Genomic DNA, 17178 nt, shown 5'->3' with positions numbered 1-17178 from the left:
TCCCTAACTAAAAGCCAGCTCGTCAGCGGACTGGTCCATCTAGTCTTTCTTTTCCTCGTCGTCTACTACTTCGCCCTCTACGGCGTCGTCTTCTTTGTCAGCCTTTTTATCGGCATCTTTCGGCTTCTCGTCTGATGATTCGGCATCAGCACCTTTGTCTTTTTGTTCGTACATCTTGGCACCGATTGGCATCATCTTGTCAGTCAGTTCTTTGGCGGCTGCCTCTAGGGCATCTTTGTCAGCCTTTTCGTCTGTGACTACCTTCTTGGCGGCCTCGATAGCTTCGTCCAGGGTTTTTACATCTTCTTCGGCAATCTTGTCTTTATTATCAGACTTCATCTTTTCTGCCTGGTAGACGGCGCTATCCAGCTGGTTGCGAGCGTCTATAGCTTCGCGCTTTTTCTTGTCTTCTTCGGCGTTGGCCTCGGCCTCTTTGGCCATCTTCTCTACCTCGGTCTTGTCCAAGTTACCGCTGTTCTGGATGGTAATAGACTGCTCTTTGCCAGAACCTTTATCCTTGGCTGTGACGTTCAGAATACCGTTGGCGTCGATGTTAAAGGTCACCTCAATTTGTGGCACACCGCGGGGGGCAGATGGAATACCGTCTAGTACAAAACGGCCAAGCGACTTGTTGTCACTCACCATTTCGCGCTCGCCCTGAACCACGTGGATCTCTACCTGCGGCTGGTTGTCGGCAGCAGTACTGAATGTTTCGCTCTTGCTGGTTGGAATAGTCGTGTTGCGTTCGATCAGCTTGGTCGCCACGCCACCCAGAGTCTCGATGCCCAGTGACAGTGGAGTTACGTCCAGCAACAACACGTCTTTGACATCACCCTGCAGCACTCCGCCCTGGATTGCGGCGCCAATAGCCACTACTTCGTCAGGGTTCACACCTTTCATAGGTTCTTTGCCGAAGATTTTCTGTACCTTCTCCTGTACGGCTGGCATGCGGGTCATACCACCAACCAAAACGACAGCGTCGATATCGCTAGCCTTCAGACCAGCATCTTTCAGGGCTTTTTCGCAGGGAGCAGCAGTATTGTCTACTAGGTCACCCACCAGGCTTTCTAGCTTGGCACGGGTTAGCTTGTGCTCGAAGTGCTTGGGGCCGTCGGCGTCAGCGGTCAGGAAGGGTAGATTGACGTTTACTTCGTTGGTAGAGGATAGCTCGATCTTGGCCTTCTCTGCTTCGTCGCGCAAACGCTGCATGGCAGCCTTGTCGTCGCTGATGCTCAGGCCGTGTTCTTTCTTGAACTCGTCGGCAAAGTAGTTGACCAACACGCGGTCAAAGTCAGCACCACCCAGGTGGGTATCACCGTTGGTAGCCTTTACTTCAAACACACCGTCGCCAAGTTCTAGGATAGACACGTCAAAGGTACCGCCACCAAGGTCATAGACGGCAATCTTTTCGTCGGCCTTTTTCTTGTCCAAGCCATATGCCAGGGCTGCGGCGGTCGGTTCGTTAATAATGCGCTTGACCTCTAGTCCGGCAATCTTACCGGCGTCTTTAGTAGCTTGACGCTGAGAGTCATCAAAGTACGCAGGTACCGTAATGACAGCCTCTGTTACGGGACTGCCCAGGAAGCTTTCGGCATCGGCCTTCAGCTTGCCCAAGATCATAGCGCTAACCTCTTCGGGGCTGTATTCTTTGTCGCCCATCTTTACTTTGACGCCGTTGCCAGCCTTGACCATTTCGTAGCCCATCAGCTTGATATCACGCTGGACTTCTTTGTCTGACCAATTGCGGCCAATCAGGCGTTTGACTTCATAAATCGTGTTAGCAGAGTTAGTCACCTGCTGCCGGCGAGCCACCTGACCCACTAGACGTTCGCCATTCTTATTTACCGCCACAACAGATGGTGTGGTGCGGTTGCCTTCGCTGTTGGCAATGATCTCTGCCTTGCCAGCCTGCATAACGGCCATGGCGCTGTTGGTAGTACCAAGGTCAATTCCGATAATTTTTCCCATGTATTGTTCTCCTTCTAATACATCTTGTATTTCTGCATCAAGCTCTTGGCCAAATGTCTGCCGTTCTTTAAATACCTGGCACACACTTACCAAGAGTGCTAGAACTATTTTACCATACATTTCTGGCACTCAAAGACCTAGAGTGCCAGTCTTGTTTGCGTCCTTTACTTTCTGTTTGAAGAGGAATAAGCTGTTAAGCAATATCTTTTAACTCTTCTTTTTATGGCAATGACATCTCTAGAAACCAGCACTGGTTCCCTGCCAGCTTTTACCGAAGCACAGTTAGAGCTGGCCGACATGACCTTTAACCCGATGAATCGGCGAGAAGCTACCCCAGAGGTGATGGGCACCTATTTGACAGATATCTACGGTCGCGAGTTGTGCCAGGACCGGCTTATGCTCACGGGCGCCCTAGCCGTTGACGCTTTTATATCTGTACCAATCAGTGAGGAGCAGCTGACTGATATGTTCAGCGGTATCGAGGCAGACATTGTAGCCGATGGGCTAGAGGGAGCAAATAGCCGCACCAAGACACAGATACAAGAGGCTCTGGCCCAGAGCGAAGGCGTACCTGATGAAAAAAAATTGATGGCGGTCAGCGATGCGCTAGCCCAAAAGGCATATGAAGGCGTCTTTCGTAAGACGGGCAGCACCCACCACAGCCATGCCTTTGCCGCGGCGGCCATGGCCCATCATGTGTTTGGCAAACTCCGTACCGAAGGGCACGAGATCGACCCCGTTTTTGAAGAGACCGTCGTCAGCCTCCTATTACTGCACGACGCCGGGGAAGAAACCATGCGCGCCAGCAAACACTTCGACCCCAACCGCACCGATAGCTATCATTCACTGTTGGTCAAACGCATCTTCGAGCGCATGGGCAATGACTACGCTTCTGACGCAGCCGATGCCATGCGCTATATGACCCACCTGAAAGAGCGCCCCTGGATGCCCAGCTATATGGATTACATCCTCATTGGTACGCAAAGTCTGCTGTTTTGCCAGGTAAAGCCCTATGACATTCAGCATAATCATGAGGTAGAGCCCAAGCCGGTCACTACCGACGAAGAAAAAGCCAAGCGCGCTCATAAATGGGAAGACTACGATGCCGCCAAATCGTTCCTAGAACTCAACGCCATGTTGCACGCCAAAAACCGGGAAGACCGCGATGCTATCAAACGATCTTATGAACATATAGCGCGCATAAGAAATGCCCCCCAAGTAGCCAAAATGGTTACGCGCCTCCAGGCAACAATTTATACCGAGAACTCGTGAGGCTCAGCAGTACGGATATCTTCGCTCGATGAAATACCGGGTTGTGGCCACCCGTAGGTCTCTGCCAGATCTATGAACGTCGCCTGTACAGGCAGGGCAACACCTGCCAAAACCCGAGTAAACTCTGCCGTGTTGGCCTCATCCTGAAGCTGCTGAGTAGTGGCAAATCCCAGGGAAAGTTCATCAATCGTAGCAAGCGTTAATGGCAAAGATTTTATATCTTGCGTGGCTAACCGCCCCCGCCATTCGTCAACGGTGTCGAACATGCTTCCCATGAAAGACGGCGCCTGGCCAAAGGCCACTCGCGCAGTTGCCGCACAGGCAAGATGATTGTGAGCAGACTTGCCAACCTCTTGCACTGCCCTCAGCGCAACCGCCTGCCCCACAGACAAAATGCCCGCCTTGAGTACAGCCCGCTTAAAATATCCAAGCGCACTCATCTCAAAAGAAAAATCACCACGCGCCACTCCAATATCGAAATAGCGTAATTGCTCAGAAGTAGGAAACTTACCTACCGAGTAGCTCGTTTCAGTTTCTAGCCAGTTTGCCCACTTATCAAGTTGCGCCTCAGAGAAGCCCACTAACCGGCCTGCATTTTTACACGGACCATAGCGTGCCTGATGACTTCTTCGCCCAGTATATAGCCAGCCTGCAGCTCTTCGCTGACTACTTCTACTGCACCATCGCCCTCTTCCATGCTGACGGCCTCGTGAAAGCGGGGGTCAAAGACCTCACCCACTGTCTTGATACGCTGCACACCGATATCTGCGAGCGTTTTTTCAAATTGGCTGACAACTGCCTGGACACCCTTGATGTAGTCGTTGGCCTCTAAGTCTTTGGGCACATGCTTGAGGGCACGTTCGAAATTATCAACAACAGGCAAGAGGTCACGGACCACGTTGGCCTTGACCATGTCTTTGAGCGCACCAATTTGCTCGTCATGCCGGCGGCGGACGTTTATGACGTCAGCACGTTCACGCTGCAAAGCGCCGGTGAGTTCGATAATTTGTTGCTCTAATTCTTTGTTGGTAGGTTTTTTTGTAGACATAACTTTCCCTTTTTATGCATCTAAAAATTCAACTATAAACATCAGTCCGACGTCCAGCATCCCGGTGATGGTATTACTCATGCAGCGCCTTCTCTAATGCCTGGCCAGCATGACTCACCAAACTCATCACGTCTCTGTAACCCTGTCGAGTGGGGCCCAGGATACCAATGTAACTGCGGTCACTGTACGAACTCCGAAACCGGCTAATGATGAGGGTGCAGCCGGCATTGCGGCCAATAGGGTTCTCGCGGCCAATGTAGACGTTGAGCGGTTCGTTGGGCGCGGCTTCGCGCAGCCATGGCTCCAGATTGTCTAACAGGCTGGCCACCTGTTGTACCTGGGCTCCTTGCATAAACTCGGGCTGACCAAACAAGTTAGACAATCCACTCATATACAGCTGATTGCCAATAGTTGCCATGCCGAGGTTGCCGGTTAGCTCCACCAAGGTGTCTACAGCATTACGGATAGTCCGCTCGGGCACGCCGCCGCCATGCACCCGGGCGGTCAACGCCCGTTCGCCCCGGCGCTCTTCGCTGGTGGACCTGGAAGGTGCTTCGCTCAGGTGGTTCACATAGAACCGATAGCCCTTGTCGGTAGGAATGCGGCCAGCACTGGTGTGCGGCTGCGCGATAAGACCCAAACGTTCTAGCTCAGCCATTTCAGTACGAATAGTTGCAGAGGACACACTAAATACTTTGGCAAGCAAGCTCGAACCAACAGGACTGGCTACCTCTGCGTATTGCTCGACAATTGCGCACAGAATCTGTCGCTGACGATCTGTCATAACTGAGCTTAGTGTATCGCTGCTGGCAGTCGCAAGTCAAGAGTGCCAAATTCCCCGCCAAAACCGCAAGTTAGTTTTGGGCCAGAAACTTTTTGGTGCCTAGTAGTAACTGTTCGGTAATTCGGCGGCCACGCTTTTGATGCTCACGATCATGCCTGCCCCCTATAACCCACTCGTGGATCTGTTCCACGGCATGGTCAAAAGTATCGTTAATCAAAAAGATATAGTATTTGTGAGTCAGGGCAACCTCAAACTCTTTTTCGGCGCTCTCTAGCCGGCGACGTTTTTCCTCTGACGGCATGGTACCGCGGCTGTCAAAACGCCTCATCCACTCCTCGAAGCTGGGTGGAATGACAAAGAATATTTTGGTGTCTGGCTTCAGTGCATAAATAGTGTCAACACCATCAGGCGTAATGTCGGTGATACCTATTTGGTTCGATTGGTGCGCCTTGTCTACTTCGCGGATACTAATGCCCGACACTTGCTGATTGTGAATAAGCGCCGCCTCTAGAAACTTACCACCCTCTAGATCTTTCAGTACATCTGCCTCAGAACGGAACCAATATTCCCGGCCATTGTATTCGATAGGTTCGCCATTTTTATGTCGGATTTTGCGTGTCGTATCAGAAACCAGGTAGTGGTAGTGGCCGGTCTTCTTCAGATCGGTCACAATGGTATTTCGGCCCGAAGAACTGGGCCCGACCAACAGCACCAAGTCTGTAGCATTCAAAATTTCTTTGCTGCGCTCGGAAGGCTGATAATCTTTGAGCACTCGCTGAAACTCAGCCAAGTGCTCCAGTTTATTGATCATGATATAGTTATACCAGATAGGGGGTGTTATGCCACATGTTAATGAACTGTATGATTTTATCGTAACGGCTTTTGTTGTATATGAAGACACTGTCATGCTTGTCAATCACCCGCGATACGGCAGGTGGGTCCCCATGGGCGGTCACGTAGAGCTAGATGAAGACCCAGACCAAGCCCTGCAGCGTGAAATAGCCGAGGAGACGGGCCTAGAGGTAGAAATACTAAGCGAACGAGCACCTATAAAAACCGCCGATGGTCATATGCTCTATACTCCCAATTGCGTGGATGTACACGAGGCAAACGCTCCTCATAAACACATTAGCCTCAACTACTATGTTCGCGCCACACACAATAGTCACGTTAAGTCAGACGAGCACACTGACATACGATGGTTTACCGAGGAAGAGTTAGAAGATCCCGCCTACGACCTGTTGCCCAGAATAAAATTTTGCTGTCGTGAGGCCCTCAAAAAAGCAAAGCAGTCATGAAGTCGTTGCTGTTCACGGCCCGGCCAGAAACGGCCGTAAAAATTCCGATTCCAGGTACAAGCCTGCACATCAATGCCATCTTGCGCGATAACTGGTCACAACCTGTGGCGATCTTGCTGCATGGCCTACCAGCTAGCTCCAACAGCCATTTGCCGTTCTTTACTGCCAAGCTGCTGCCAGAACACGGCTTTGCCACCCTGCGAGTAAACCTGTACAACGAAGAGCCCGACACGCGTGACATGATAGATTGTCTACTACAAACTCACGCTGACGACCTTGATACGATTGTGCGTTTTGTCCGGGCACAAGGTGCCCCGCAAGTCATGGCAGCAGGCCACAGTTACGGCGGCCTGACCATTCTCAGGAGCACCGAAAAACTTGATGGCGCCGTGCTATGGGACCCCAGCCATTTTGAGTGCTCCAAAGAGTTTGACGAAAAAAGACAGCAGACCAGACATGCCATCTTACAAAAAGAAGGCGCCACCGTGTACCTGGCCGGCATGGGTCGAGTCGAGCCCTTGGCCATGGTAAACGAAAGGCTCAAGTATGAAGACCTGCCAGAAGAAGAATTAGCCAGAAAGGATTACCGACTGCTGTTTATTGCAGCCGGCAAAGGCGACCTGAAACCCTACGTGCAAAAATATTATGAAGCTGCCAACCAGCCCAAGCAGCACGTCGTTATACAAAACGCCACGCACGCACTCAATGACTCTGACGAGATTCTGTTCGAACTACTGGAAGAAACAGCCACGTGGCTACAGGCGTGCCGCGCGGAGAAGCCTAAAAGTCAAAGTCCTCTGACAGATCAATAAGTTCCTGAAGTGCTGTTACTTCCTCGCTTGTCACCGGGGGAGCAGCAATTCGCCGCACCGCCAGCCGGCCAAGATCTTCCAGTAGCTCATAACTCACCTGAGGAATCTCTGGGCGTTCACTGCGATTAATCGGGGGATCAACAAGTAAGATGCTCTGCTTGAGCATTCTGTTTGTGTCAGGATCGCGAAACACAGACAGCCACACGGCTCGCTTGTCTGGGCCCCTCAAGACGGCAGATGGAGCTAACTTTTCATCAAACAGAGGCGGTGCAGCCAGGTCAATAAATCTTGTCAGGCTTACGTCCGCTGGGATGCCATCGAAGGGTGGAGCGGTAGGTTCATGACCCAGGACGGTGTCACGCAGCTGACGCAATTGATCTTGGGTAGGCCGTATTTCCAGAGAATCAGCCACAATGTTAGTCCCTCTTGAGCATGATAGTAAAGGCTTCGGCTGGGATGTCTACTTTGCCAAAACGCTTCAGGCGAGCCTTGCCCTTCTTTTGCTTGGCCAGCACTTTCTTTTTGCGCGATACGTCACCACCATACAAGCCACTCGTGACGTCTTTGCGGTACGCACTGATGTCTTCCCGTGCAATGAATTTGCCGCCAATGGCCGCCTGCAAAGCCACCTGGAAATTCTGGCGTGGAATCACTTCTTTGAGCTTTTCCACGGTGATACGTCCCAACCCCTGCGCTTCACTGCGATGGACCATAATACTCAAAGCATCTACTCGGTCGCCCGCAATATAAAAGTCTAGCTTTACCAAATCTTCTGGCCGGTAGTCTGCCAGCTCGTAGTTAAAAGAGCCGTACCCGGACGTCACGCTTTTGAGCTGGTCGTAAAAATCAGTCAGCAAGTTTGCCAGTGGCGCCTCGAAAGTTACCACCGCCAACTGGGCGTCGACATAACTGAGGTTTTTTTGCAGCCCACGCTTAGAAGAAATAAGCTGGATGACCGCGCCCACGTAATCTTTTGGCACCACCACTTCGCCTTTGATCCACGGCTCGCGAATCTCGCGAATACTAGCTGGGTCTGGCAGATCAACCGCCGACTTGATGTCTGCCTCTTCGCCGTTGAGCATAGACAGTTCATAGTCCGTAGAAGGATTGGTGACCACCAGCTCTAGGTCGTATTCACGCTCCAGCCGTTCACGAATAATATCCATGTGCAGCAAACCCAAGAAGCCAATACGCACACCAAAGCCCAACACCGGCGAGTTTTCTGGCGTAAACTGCAGAGCCGAGTCGCTGAGTGATAGCTTTTCAATAGCTTCTTTTAGCAGCTGATAATTCTCATTGCTGTCAGGAAAAAATCCAGCGTACACAAATGGCTTGACGTCTTTATAGCCAGGTAGTCCAGAAGTTGCCGGGGATTTTGCCAGTGTTACGGTATCGCCCACTTTGGCCTCGCGGGTACTACGCAGGTTGGTGACAATATAGCCAATCTCGCCAGCTTGCAAATCTTTGGACGACGTCATGCCAGGCTTGAGAGCACCGACCTCCAGGGCTAGGCCTTCGGCACTGGTCGCTAACATTTTGAGCGTGTCGCTCTTGTTAATGGCGCCGTCTACCACCCGGACATACAGAATAACTCCACGATAATCGTCGTAATAACTGTCAAAAATCAGTGCCCGTGTTGCTTCGGTGGCCGAGCCTTTTGGCGCGGGAACATCTGCGACCACACGCTCTAGTACCGCGTCTACACCCTGCCCCGTCTTTGCAGAAATATGCAGGATATCTTCTGGCTTGCAGCCCAGCAGATTAACCACTTCGCCGCTAACTCTCTCTACATCGGCGGCCGGCAGATCGATCTTGTTCAGTACCGGAATAATAGCCAGGTCGGCATCCATAGCCAGATACACATTGGCAAGTGTCTGTGCTTGAATGCCTTGCGTGGCATCCACCACCAGGATAGCTCCCTCGCACGCCTCGAGACTGCGGGACACTTCGTAGCTAAAATCCACGTGTCCGGGTGTATCAATCAGATTGAGTTCGTAATCTTTGTACTGCATGCGTACGGGCGCCAGTTTGATAGTGATGCCCTTTTCGCGCTCTAGGTCCATCCTGTCCAGGTGCTGGGCCTTCATATCACGCAGCTGCACGGTGCCGGTCATCTCTAGCAAGCGGTCGGCCAATGTCGACTTGCCATGATCAATATGAGCTATTATGCAGAAGTTTCGTATGCGGGACTGGTCCATATCCTACCGAGTATAACAGATAGGGGCCAGGGGAGGGCAGCGCGATGAGAGTAAAGTAAAGCTAGTAGTCGATCTTTATTGGCCGCAACATAAAACGCTTGGCGCGTTCAACAACCGGTTTGGCTTCTTCCAGCCCGAACAGCAAGGAAATGCCTAGGTGCACCAGGAAGGTTGCGCCCGTGATAATACTCAGCTTGACACCCAGCGTGACAAATCCCCTGTCGCTCAAGCTCAGCGGGAAGAGCGAAATCATAATGAAAGCCGTCAGCACGCTAAAGCCAGTCACCGACAGGATCTTGACTATGCCATTCATAAACTTTTGGTCAAACAACTTACGGTCACGCACCAGCATGACCGTACCCAGCAGCAGAACCTCGGCAGCAGCCACGATAGACTGGGCCATGGCTAGACCAGAAATGCCGTAGGCGTCTGGCTTGGACAAGGTGTAGGCCAAGAAAATGTTCAGGGCAATGGCAAACAAAGACACGTACAGCGGGGACTTGGTATCTTTCTGTGCGTAAAACCAGCGCGAGACAATGGCATAGATAGTACGGAACAAAATGGCCACGGCAAAGAACCCAAACACCACTGCAATTTCTGGCGCACTGTTGGTAAAAATCAGACGGGCAAAATACCCACGGGCAAAGTAACAGACCACAATAGTGGGCATGGTAATCCAAATCATGGCCCGCAAGATCTGCAGGAACTCTTTGCGGAATAGGTCAGTGCGGCCCTGTGCCAGGCGCTCGGTCAGGCGCGGAAAGGCTGCCGTGGAGATGGTGGTGCCAATCAGCAAAATAGGCGTGGTGTGCATGATATAGGCATTTTCGTAGTAGCTGATGTTGCCCACACCCAGACGAGTAGCCAGGTTGGTTTCGACAATAGAGTTGAGCGAATCCACACCCTGGTCAATCGAGCGCGGCGGCAACTGGTGCAAAATCTGCTTGAAGTCTTTACTTCGCCAGGCAATCCTGGGCCGCCAGCTATAGCCCGCACCTGCCAGACCAAATACCACCACTATCAGTTGCAAAATAGCACCAATCAATGCACCCAGACCCAAACCAACCAAACCCATGTTGTCGCGGAAAAGAATAATACTGCCAATAATGGCCACGTTATAAAACAGTGGCGCTATGGCATAGAAAAAGAACCGGCCAAAAGTTTGCTGGGTGCTGGTCAGTACGCCAGAGATGGCAAACAGCATGGGATTAAATGAAATAAACCGCATGATAATAACCGCCTTATGCAACTGTTCGGCTGGCAGGCCAGGCGCAACAATGTACTTCAGTAGCGGCTCGGCAAACACAAACATAACCACGCCAACCACCGCCATAAGGATAGTTAACAGGTTCATCAAGCTATTACTGAGTTCCCACACACCCTTGCGATCACCACGCTCTAGGTGCTCGGCCAAAAACGGCATAAAGGCCACGCCCAACGCTCCGGCTGCAATGGTAAAGAAAAAGAAATCTGGAATTTTAACGGCCGCAAAGTAAGCATCGGTACTGTCGGGGCCTACCAGCGGAAAGTTGGCGTTGACCATCTTATAGCGCAGAAAGCCCAGTATCTGACCGATGAGTGACACAACTATTAATAAGGCCGCCGCACCACTGACGCCGACCTTTTTATTGGCACGTCGGATCCATTTGTTCATCAGTCCCTCATTATAGAAGTAAAACTCCCCGAAAAACACCCTTTGGCGTAGAGATTTTTCGCTTTCGTCCTTTTGGACTCATCAGTATGAGCACTCACTCACAGAGCGGTAGATAGACATACGGGTAGGAGGCGTGGGAGCCAGCCACACGAGTCCATCTACCGCGAGGGGCGCGGTTCAGTCCGTGCTGGGCTGGGCGTAGGCGGTCAGACGCTCGATAATGCCCACTGCCACATCGTCAGGATCGAAGAAGTCGTTGGCCACGTAGACGCAGACCTCACTTCCGAGGTGGTTGTTGGCAATGTCGATCGCAGACACGCCCGGCACTTCCATGAAGGTTGCTACCAGCGCTCCCCGTTCACTAAAGGGAAGAGGGCGGTTTGCTCGGACCACAACTGCGCAATCACGCACGAGGCCAAGCACGCGCTTGGCGCAGAACTGCTGTCGATCTTCATAGAAGTCGTTGATCAGTTCCTCCGCGACATGGTGCACGATGTCTTCGGTCATGTTGGGCGCCTGCAGCATGATGTTGTATCCGGCGTCCCCGAACTGCGCATCGGCAAATTCGTTGCGCAGCGCCTGCAGCAGCAGACGGTCCTGGTGACGACGATTGGTCTGGACTAGCCACTGGTCGTTGTCGAGATGCTTGAGCTTGACACACAGCTCATCCGGAGCTGAGTCCATGAACATTCTCCTTGGTCGTATGTCCATCAAGGTACCTTGAGAGAATTATCTTTTCACCTCACAAAGTGAATAAACTTTACCACAGAGCGTTGAAACAATCAGCCTCCTGTCATTATTCTGCTAGAGCTAACCTTGAGGTAGGGGGCGTCAAAATATAATTATTTCTTAAATTTTACTAAAATTAGAGATGTCAGTTGAATAATTTCTGCTACACTTGATCAATGTGCGACCTTAAATTTACCTTAAATAAATGGGGACATAGGCATTGCTAAGGAAATCGTTCTATCTGACTAAATCAGGCATAGAGACACTCAAGATTGAGCTTGAGGGCCTGAAGAAGCAGCGCGCTCCGATTGCCGAACGAATCAAAGCGGCTCGTGAGTTCGGCGACCTGAGTGAAAATGCAGAATACAGTTCTGCATGCCAAGAGCAAGAGCGGGTCGAGAGTCGCATAACCGAAATCGAGTACATCCTCCGAAACGCGCAGGTTATACAGCAGCCAAAGAATGGCAATAAAGTACAGCTCGGTTCGCGCGTCATCGTGCGAAACCAAGAAGTGAGTGAACAAAAATTCAAAATCGTTGGCACGGTCGAGGCCGATCCGCTAAATGGTCTGATTTCTGACGAATCACCACTGGGGCAGGCACTGCTTGGCAAAGCGATTGGCGAAAAGATCGAGGTAGCGTCTAGGGCTGGTATAACCATTTTTGTCATACTAGAGATTGGCTAATAACGCCGTTTATTTTCGCACTTTTGACTTGGGCCGTGCGTGCTACAATGTGCCCAAACATGACCACAAAAATTCTTTTTATAGAGGACGATGCCGATTTAGCACACGGCATTAGTGTTTTTTTGGACGCTGACTTTGATCTGAGTATTACCTCAAATGGGACCAAAGGTCTGAAACAATTTAAGCGTCAAGCATATGATCTTGTCATGCTAGACCTCAGTTTGCCTGACATGCCAGGACTCAAGGTTTGCCAGAAGATTCGCCAGCTAGATAAAGAAGTGCCCATCTTTGTTTTAACCGGCACTACAGATACCGAGGTTCAGATCGAACTACTGAATGCCGGCGCAGATGACTACCTGGTAAAACCCTTTGATGGACGGCAGTTAAAGGCACGCATCAGCGCCCTGCTCCGCCGCAGCGGATTAGCAAGCCCGGCAGTCCTCAGAACACACGATCTGATTATGGACACCCAAAAGCGGAAGGTCAGACGAGGCACAGAAACCTTATCATTACGACGAAAAGAGTACGACATACTGGAATACCTTATGCGCAATAAGGGTCAGATTGTCACTAAGGCTACTCTGTTTGACCATGTATGGGGCAAAGGCGTCCGCCCCAGCAGCATAGACGTCCACATAAAACACTTGCGAGACAAAGTGGACCGCCCTTTTGAGGTGCCTTTAATTGAAACCGCACATGGTGTTGGCTATTCTGTCAAAGATATTCCCCCACAGTAAGAATTTCGAAGCCCCAGGGGCGATATCCTGTACAATTGAAGATATATGAGTACTGGAACAAGGCGGGATAGTACGGAATTAGACTATTTCGAGGCGCAAAGTGAAGAGTTTCAACGATATTTATTCGATGCTTTTACGCTGATCGCCCTAGCATTCCTGCTGGTCTATGCAATTCTACAAGCCAAACATAGAATATTTGGCTTGGCCGGAGTATATGGACTTGCTGCTGGGGTCATCCTGGTAAATTGGTGGATGATCAACTACCACAACCGCCTGACAATTGCCGCCAATGTGTTTGCGGCGCTGGGTCCCATTGTGCTGCTCCCGTGGCAGATAACAGGGGGGTTGGCACACACCGGACTTTTGTGGTTTCCGGCGTATGTGGTGTTTGCTATGTTGTTTCTGCCTGGCAGATGGGGGAGTTTTTGGGTGGCGTGTACCTACGCGGCCTCATTCTTTTTACTGATCTTGCAGGTACAAGGGACGCTGGCACTGCCGTTCGATACCGATATGATGTTTCACTTTTACTTTGTTGGTGGCATCACGTACGCCATGACTTTTTTATTCGTGAAGGCGCAAAGAATTATCGTCGAGGTTTTGCAAATGCGAGTTGCTTCTTTACGAACGGTCGGAGAGACCTCACTGACAGGCAGCTGGACGTGGGACATAGCCCGCGACAAAGCGCATTGGTCTGATGAGTTATATGGCATTTATGGCGTAAAGCCTGGTCGCAATATCACCTATAAAACCTACCTGAAGTGGGTGCATTCAGAAGACCGTCCGCTTGTGGAGCAGACGGTTGACGAAGCCCTGTGCGACCATCACCCCTTTTCTGTAATTCATCGTATCAAACGACCCGACGACTCCATGATCTGGGTACACACACTCGGCGAAGTTATGGTGGGCGCTGGGGGTGATCCAGTGAAGATAGTCGGATCTTCCCAGGACATTACCAGTCGGCTTGCCAACAAAACTTCCTCGGTCTACAGGAGTTAATATGCTAAAAAAGTACGCCCACAGCTTCATCTATTTTGCAAAAAACCACAATCCACATATATGGCAGTGGCAGATAGCCGCCACCTACGCGTTGTGCACTGCCATCATTTTGCCACTTGCTACCCTGGCACTTATTTTTGCACTGACGGTCTACGACAGTGCCTATGCCGCACGGACCCTGCCCTTTTATGCGGTCATTGCGCTGCTCAGTGTAGTTTTGTACATCAGCAATAGATGGGGTGCCATAAAGTTCGTTGGCCACCATCTGATACTTCTTTATACCTGCCTGGCAGTCGGTATTGCCTGGAGTGTGGGAATTGGGGCCGGTTCTATGGTCTTGGCCTCGGCAGCTATTATCTTGTCGGGCACTATGTGTGGTTATAAGTGCGCACTACTGATAGCCAGCTTCAATTCTATTTTGTTTTTGGGTATCCGGGCCGCTGAGTTGTATAACGGTATTCACCCTGCTTATGTCATGTCCGCAAAGCCCACCAATTTTCAGGGTGCGATACTGGTGGTGCTGTTGTTTCACCTGCTGGCAGCAATTAGTGGTGCACTGTATCGGCTCGAAGAAACCCGTCGCCGGCTCAGTGCCACCGAGTTAGAGTTTGCCCGCCGACGCACCCTACTGACAACAACCATTAAACAGCAGAACCAAAAATTGCGCTCTACGGAAGCCGAGAGGCTACAACAGTTATATCGCTTTGCGGAAGTGGGTGAACTCAGCACGGCACTATTGCATGATCTGGCCAACAGCCTGACAACCCTGACCTTCCAGATCGATAACCTGAACACCGAAAACAGCCCCGCCATCCGTCAGGCCAGAAACCAGCTGAAGAGCATAAACGAAATCCTGAAGGTCACCCGCCAGCAACTGAAAGGCCAGCTCGAACCAGAAGTATTTGATGTCGCACGAGAGACAGAACGTACTATCAAGCTACTTGGGCCCTCGGCCAAGCGGGCTGGGGTCACGCTGGAATGGGCACGACCCAGCGGAGGTTTTGATTGTTTTGGTGAAAAAGTCGTCTTCCAGCAGCAACTGACCAACCTCGTCACTAATGCCATCGACAGCTATAGCTCTGTCCAGTCAGGAACCACTCACAAGGTCCTGATCACCCTCAAACCAAAGGGCCAGGACGCCATGCTGCTCAGTACTGTCGACCACGGCAGAGGTATCCCCCCAGAGGAACTGGCCAGTGTGTTCAAGCCTTTTTACACCACCAAGCCAGGCGGTATGGGCGTCGGACTCTATTTAGCTAAACGGTTTATAGAGAGTAATCTAGGTGGCCAGCTCACCGCCAAAAGTTCGCACCGTCGCACTGTCTTTACCATGACGCTTCCTAGACACTCGTAACTATCTGATTATCATTTTTCGGAACTTAATATACCAGCCGCAGCTAGGTCTTTTTCGAGTTGCGGAGTGCCCGTAAACACAACGGCTCGCATGCCTTGGTTTTTGGCGGCTTCTACGTTCTTGGCAATATCGTCGATAAAGAAAATTTCGCTTGCCGGTACGCCGTAATGGTCGATGACCGCCTGATACGCTTGCGGGTCTGGTTTGCGAAAACCAATGTCGTAGGAAAAGAACAGCTTTTCGAATGGTTCGTAGTACCCCAGCTCGTGGCGGATATCGGCATACATCTCGGTGGTGTCGGACAGCAATGCCAGCTTGACCCCTGTCTTTTTGAGGCGTTCTATAAGGTCACGAATCCCTGGCATGGGGCTGAGAGATTTGGTAAAGGCGCCCACAAACAGTTCTTTGGTTACTTTTTCTTGGGGCAGGTTATAGGTCTTGGCGAAAGCTTTCAGCAGATCTTCGGTGGTGATGCGACCAACTGTTAGCTCGTGGTACAGGCCATTGTGCCAGAATTCACTGAGCTCTTCTTCTGACAAGCCAAATTCTTTCTGCACGGTCTCGCCTACCACCTTGTTGGCCGGGAACAAGACGCCCGCGGCGTCGAATAGTACTAATGATGTTTTCATGCGGCTTCTGCCCATTCCTCTCTGTCGATAAGCACTTGTTTGAGTGCAACTATATTATCAGTCATGACGCCGTCAACCTCCTTTTCCAACGCCTCTCTCATATGAGAAGCATCGTTTGGTGTCCACACATGTGTGTCCAGGCCATAATGACGAGCATACTCCACCATTCTTTTACTGACATGCTGGTAGGGCAACTGCAAGCATGCAGCTTTTGTCCGCGCCAAATACCCTGGCACCAATAAGCCTTGTGACTTGAGGGCGATGGCTCCCAGAGGGCCCAGCCCGGTACACACCTTTTCTCGGCCGCCCAGCTCCTCGGCCACGCCCTTGATACGGTCGTTGCTAAAGGATGTAACGCATACTCTGTTTACGACCCCCAGTTTACGAATAAGCCGCGCCAGGGGCAGGACGGCTTCTTTTGTCTTGGGGTCTATGTTGACTCGAACATCCGGCCAAGTGGTCAGCACATCGGCCATCAGCGGCATTTCCTCGCCGCCAATCTCGTATTTGTCGCGTATTTCGTCGTACGGCAGAGTCTGCAGCAAGCTCCTTAGGGGCAAACCCGAGCGCTCTTCTTCCCGCCGACTGCCCGACCCGTGAAAAGCAATCACCTGATCATCGGCAGAACAGATAGCATCTGTCTCGAAATACCGATATCCCAGCACATAAGCAGCCTCAAAGGCAGGCATGGTATTCCGCCGCTCCCAGCCGGCCTGATCCCCTCCCTGGTGGGCAAAGGCAATGGGGTCTTCGTGGTCTAAGTATTCAAACTGTGGTCGTGCATAGGCATTCATAATTTTTCTACTATACACCACCGCCCCAGCGGAGTGACGCAAGAAAACTCATGGACAGAGGTGGCATTGCATAAAAATACTGAACCACCCTCACTTCCCCCTCATCCGTCATCACCCCAAAGCAGCAGGCCGTAGGCCTGCTGCAGTTGTTCATAAGCCTGGCGGAGCCAGGAGGTTTGTTTCTTGGAATGGGTAGCTGTGGTCTGTTGTTTTGTTGGCT

18 protein-coding genes are annotated in these 17178 nt (G+C 51.3%); 7 read left to right on the top strand and 11 right to left on the bottom strand.

Going from position 1 to position 17178, the window contains the following annotated elements:
* Positions 1 to 39: 39 nt before the first annotated feature.
* A complete protein-coding gene (gene dnaK / locus VK694_00345; protein ID HTE57171.1) occupies positions 40 to 1968 on the bottom strand; it encodes a molecular chaperone DnaK in 1929 nt (642 codons plus the stop codon).
* A 222-nt stretch (positions 1969 to 2190) separates the two neighbouring features.
* Between dnaK and VK694_00340 the strand changes: the two genes are divergently transcribed.
* Positions 2191 to 3240: a hypothetical protein gene (locus VK694_00340; protein ID HTE57170.1), complete on the top strand. Its 1050-nt coding sequence runs from the start codon at positions 2191 to 2193 to the stop codon at positions 3238 to 3240.
* On the opposite strand, the gene VK694_00335 is transcribed toward VK694_00340, so the two are convergent.
* From VK694_00335 to VK694_00320, 4 genes are all read right to left on the bottom strand, one after another.
* Positions 3222 to 3680 (bottom strand): hypothetical protein, encoded by a 459-nt coding sequence (locus VK694_00335; GenBank protein ID HTE57169.1) that lies wholly within the window; start codon positions 3678 to 3680, stop codon positions 3222 to 3224. The genes VK694_00340 and VK694_00335 overlap by 19 nt on opposite strands.
* Positions 3681 to 3820: 140 nt before the next feature.
* Complete coding sequence (locus VK694_00330) at positions 3821 to 4288, bottom strand: nucleotide exchange factor GrpE (GenBank protein ID HTE57168.1); 468 nt, start codon at positions 4286 to 4288, stop codon at positions 3821 to 3823.
* 73 nt (positions 4289 to 4361) lie between these two features.
* Positions 4362 to 5072 (bottom strand): transcriptional regulator, encoded by a 711-nt coding sequence (locus VK694_00325; protein HTE57167.1) that lies wholly within the window; start codon positions 5070 to 5072, stop codon positions 4362 to 4364.
* A gap of 70 nt (positions 5073 to 5142) precedes the next feature.
* The gene (locus VK694_00320; protein ID HTE57166.1) at positions 5143 to 5883 is read right to left on the bottom strand and encodes a hypothetical protein; all 741 of its coding nucleotides are present in this window, start codon (positions 5881 to 5883) and stop codon (positions 5143 to 5145) included.
* A gap of 28 nt (positions 5884 to 5911) precedes the next feature.
* Between VK694_00320 and VK694_00315 the strand changes: the two genes are divergently transcribed.
* Together VK694_00315 and VK694_00310 are read left to right on the top strand one after the other, a co-directional pair.
* Positions 5912 to 6370, top strand: a complete 459-nt coding sequence (locus VK694_00315) for an NUDIX domain-containing protein (GenBank protein ID HTE57165.1) — start codon at positions 5912 to 5914, stop codon at positions 6368 to 6370.
* Positions 6367 to 7182 carry an alpha/beta hydrolase family protein gene (locus VK694_00310; protein ID HTE57164.1) on the top strand — a complete coding sequence of 272 codons (816 nt, stop codon included), beginning with the start codon at positions 6367 to 6369 and terminating at the stop codon, positions 7180 to 7182. The genes VK694_00315 and VK694_00310 overlap by 4 nt, the downstream gene beginning before the upstream one ends.
* On the opposite strand, the gene VK694_00305 is transcribed toward VK694_00310, so the two are convergent.
* From VK694_00305 to VK694_00290, 4 genes are all read right to left on the bottom strand, one after another.
* Complete coding sequence (locus VK694_00305) at positions 7151 to 7594, bottom strand: hypothetical protein (GenBank protein ID HTE57163.1); 444 nt, start codon at positions 7592 to 7594, stop codon at positions 7151 to 7153. The two genes, VK694_00310 and VK694_00305, sit on opposite strands and share 32 nt — an antisense overlap.
* Positions 7595 to 7598: 4 nt before the next feature.
* Complete coding sequence (lepA, locus tag VK694_00300) at positions 7599 to 9380, bottom strand: translation elongation factor 4 (GenBank protein HTE57162.1); 1782 nt, start codon at positions 9378 to 9380, stop codon at positions 7599 to 7601.
* A 61-nt stretch (positions 9381 to 9441) separates the two neighbouring features.
* A complete protein-coding gene (locus VK694_00295; GenBank protein ID HTE57161.1) occupies positions 9442 to 11034 on the bottom strand; it encodes a lipid II flippase MurJ in 1593 nt (530 codons plus the stop codon).
* A gap of 177 nt (positions 11035 to 11211) precedes the next feature.
* Positions 11212 to 11718 carry a hypothetical protein gene (locus VK694_00290; GenBank protein HTE57160.1) on the bottom strand — a complete coding sequence of 169 codons (507 nt, stop codon included), beginning with the start codon at positions 11716 to 11718 and terminating at the stop codon, positions 11212 to 11214.
* A 265-nt stretch (positions 11719 to 11983) separates the two neighbouring features.
* Here VK694_00290 and greA point away from each other — a divergent pair, with 265 nt between their 5' ends.
* Genes greA through VK694_00270 form a run of 4 tightly spaced genes read left to right on the top strand, consistent with a single transcriptional unit; the run spans position 11984 to position 15535 of the window.
* Complete coding sequence (gene greA, locus VK694_00285; GenBank protein ID HTE57159.1) at positions 11984 to 12448, top strand: transcription elongation factor GreA; 465 nt, start codon at positions 11984 to 11986, stop codon at positions 12446 to 12448.
* A gap of 59 nt (positions 12449 to 12507) precedes the next feature.
* On the top strand, positions 12508 to 13185 hold the full coding sequence (locus VK694_00280) for a response regulator transcription factor (protein ID HTE57158.1): 678 nt from the start codon (positions 12508 to 12510) through the stop codon (positions 13183 to 13185).
* A gap of 45 nt (positions 13186 to 13230) precedes the next feature.
* Positions 13231 to 14181: a PAS domain-containing protein gene (locus tag VK694_00275; GenBank protein HTE57157.1), complete on the top strand. Its 951-nt coding sequence runs from the start codon at positions 13231 to 13233 to the stop codon at positions 14179 to 14181.
* 1 nt (position 14182) lies between these two features.
* The gene (locus tag VK694_00270) at positions 14183 to 15535 is read left to right on the top strand and encodes a HAMP domain-containing sensor histidine kinase (protein ID HTE57156.1); all 1353 of its coding nucleotides are present in this window, start codon (positions 14183 to 14185) and stop codon (positions 15533 to 15535) included.
* 11 nt (positions 15536 to 15546) lie between these two features.
* Here VK694_00270 and VK694_00265 read toward each other — a convergent pair whose 3' ends face one another.
* Both VK694_00265 and VK694_00260 read right to left on the bottom strand, forming a co-directional pair.
* A complete protein-coding gene (locus VK694_00265; GenBank protein ID HTE57155.1) occupies positions 15547 to 16164 on the bottom strand; it encodes an HAD family phosphatase in 618 nt (205 codons plus the stop codon).
* A complete protein-coding gene (locus VK694_00260; protein ID HTE57154.1) occupies positions 16161 to 16958 on the bottom strand; it encodes a glycerophosphodiester phosphodiesterase family protein in 798 nt (265 codons plus the stop codon). The genes VK694_00265 and VK694_00260 overlap by 4 nt, the downstream gene beginning before the upstream one ends.
* Between the last annotated feature and the right edge of the window lie 220 nt (positions 16959 to 17178).

Source organism: Verrucomicrobiia bacterium (assembly GCA_035489575.1).
In the GTDB taxonomy this organism is placed as follows: domain Bacteria; phylum Patescibacteriota; class Saccharimonadia; order Saccharimonadales; family JAGQNK01; genus DATHJY01.
The sequence above is the reverse complement of the archived record's forward strand: the minus strand, read 5'-3'. Positions and strand labels throughout refer to the sequence as shown.

What these genes read in the sequence shown, in the direction of transcription:
- dnaK (HTE57171.1), bottom strand. Translation starts at nt 1,968, where the DNA reads ATGGGAAAAATTATCGGAATTGACCTTGGTACTACCAACAGCGCCATG.
- VK694_00340 (HTE57170.1), top strand. Translation starts at nt 2,191, where the DNA reads ATGGCAATGACATCTCTAGAAACCAGCACTGGTTCCCTGCCAGCTTTT.
- VK694_00335 (HTE57169.1), bottom strand. Translation starts at nt 3,680, where the DNA reads ATGAGTGCGCTTGGATATTTTAAGCGGGCTGTACTCAAGGCGGGCATT.
- VK694_00330 (HTE57168.1), bottom strand. Translation starts at nt 4,288, where the DNA reads ATGTCTACAAAAAAACCTACCAACAAAGAATTAGAGCAACAAATTATC.
- VK694_00325 (HTE57167.1), bottom strand. Translation starts at nt 5,072, where the DNA reads ATGACAGATCGTCAGCGACAGATTCTGTGCGCAATTGTCGAGCAATAC.
- VK694_00320 (HTE57166.1), bottom strand. Translation starts at nt 5,883, where the DNA reads ATGATCAATAAACTGGAGCACTTGGCTGAGTTTCAGCGAGTGCTCAAA.
- VK694_00315 (HTE57165.1), top strand. Translation starts at nt 5,912, where the DNA reads ATGCCACATGTTAATGAACTGTATGATTTTATCGTAACGGCTTTTGTT.
- VK694_00310 (HTE57164.1), top strand. Translation starts at nt 6,367, where the DNA reads ATGAAGTCGTTGCTGTTCACGGCCCGGCCAGAAACGGCCGTAAAAATT.
- lepA (HTE57162.1), bottom strand. Translation starts at nt 9,380, where the DNA reads ATGGACCAGTCCCGCATACGAAACTTCTGCATAATAGCTCATATTGAT.
- VK694_00295 (HTE57161.1), bottom strand. Translation starts at nt 11,034, where the DNA reads ATGAACAAATGGATCCGACGTGCCAATAAAAAGGTCGGCGTCAGTGGT.
- VK694_00290 (HTE57160.1), bottom strand. Translation starts at nt 11,718, where the DNA reads ATGGACTCAGCTCCGGATGAGCTGTGTGTCAAGCTCAAGCATCTCGAC.
- VK694_00280 (HTE57158.1), top strand. Translation starts at nt 12,508, where the DNA reads ATGACCACAAAAATTCTTTTTATAGAGGACGATGCCGATTTAGCACAC.
- VK694_00275 (HTE57157.1), top strand. Translation starts at nt 13,231, where the DNA reads ATGAGTACTGGAACAAGGCGGGATAGTACGGAATTAGACTATTTCGAG.
- VK694_00270 (HTE57156.1), top strand. Translation starts at nt 14,183, where the DNA reads ATGCTAAAAAAGTACGCCCACAGCTTCATCTATTTTGCAAAAAACCAC.
- VK694_00265 (HTE57155.1), bottom strand. Translation starts at nt 16,164, where the DNA reads ATGAAAACATCATTAGTACTATTCGACGCCGCGGGCGTCTTGTTCCCG.
- VK694_00260 (HTE57154.1), bottom strand. Translation starts at nt 16,958, where the DNA reads ATGAATGCCTATGCACGACCACAGTTTGAATACTTAGACCACGAAGAC.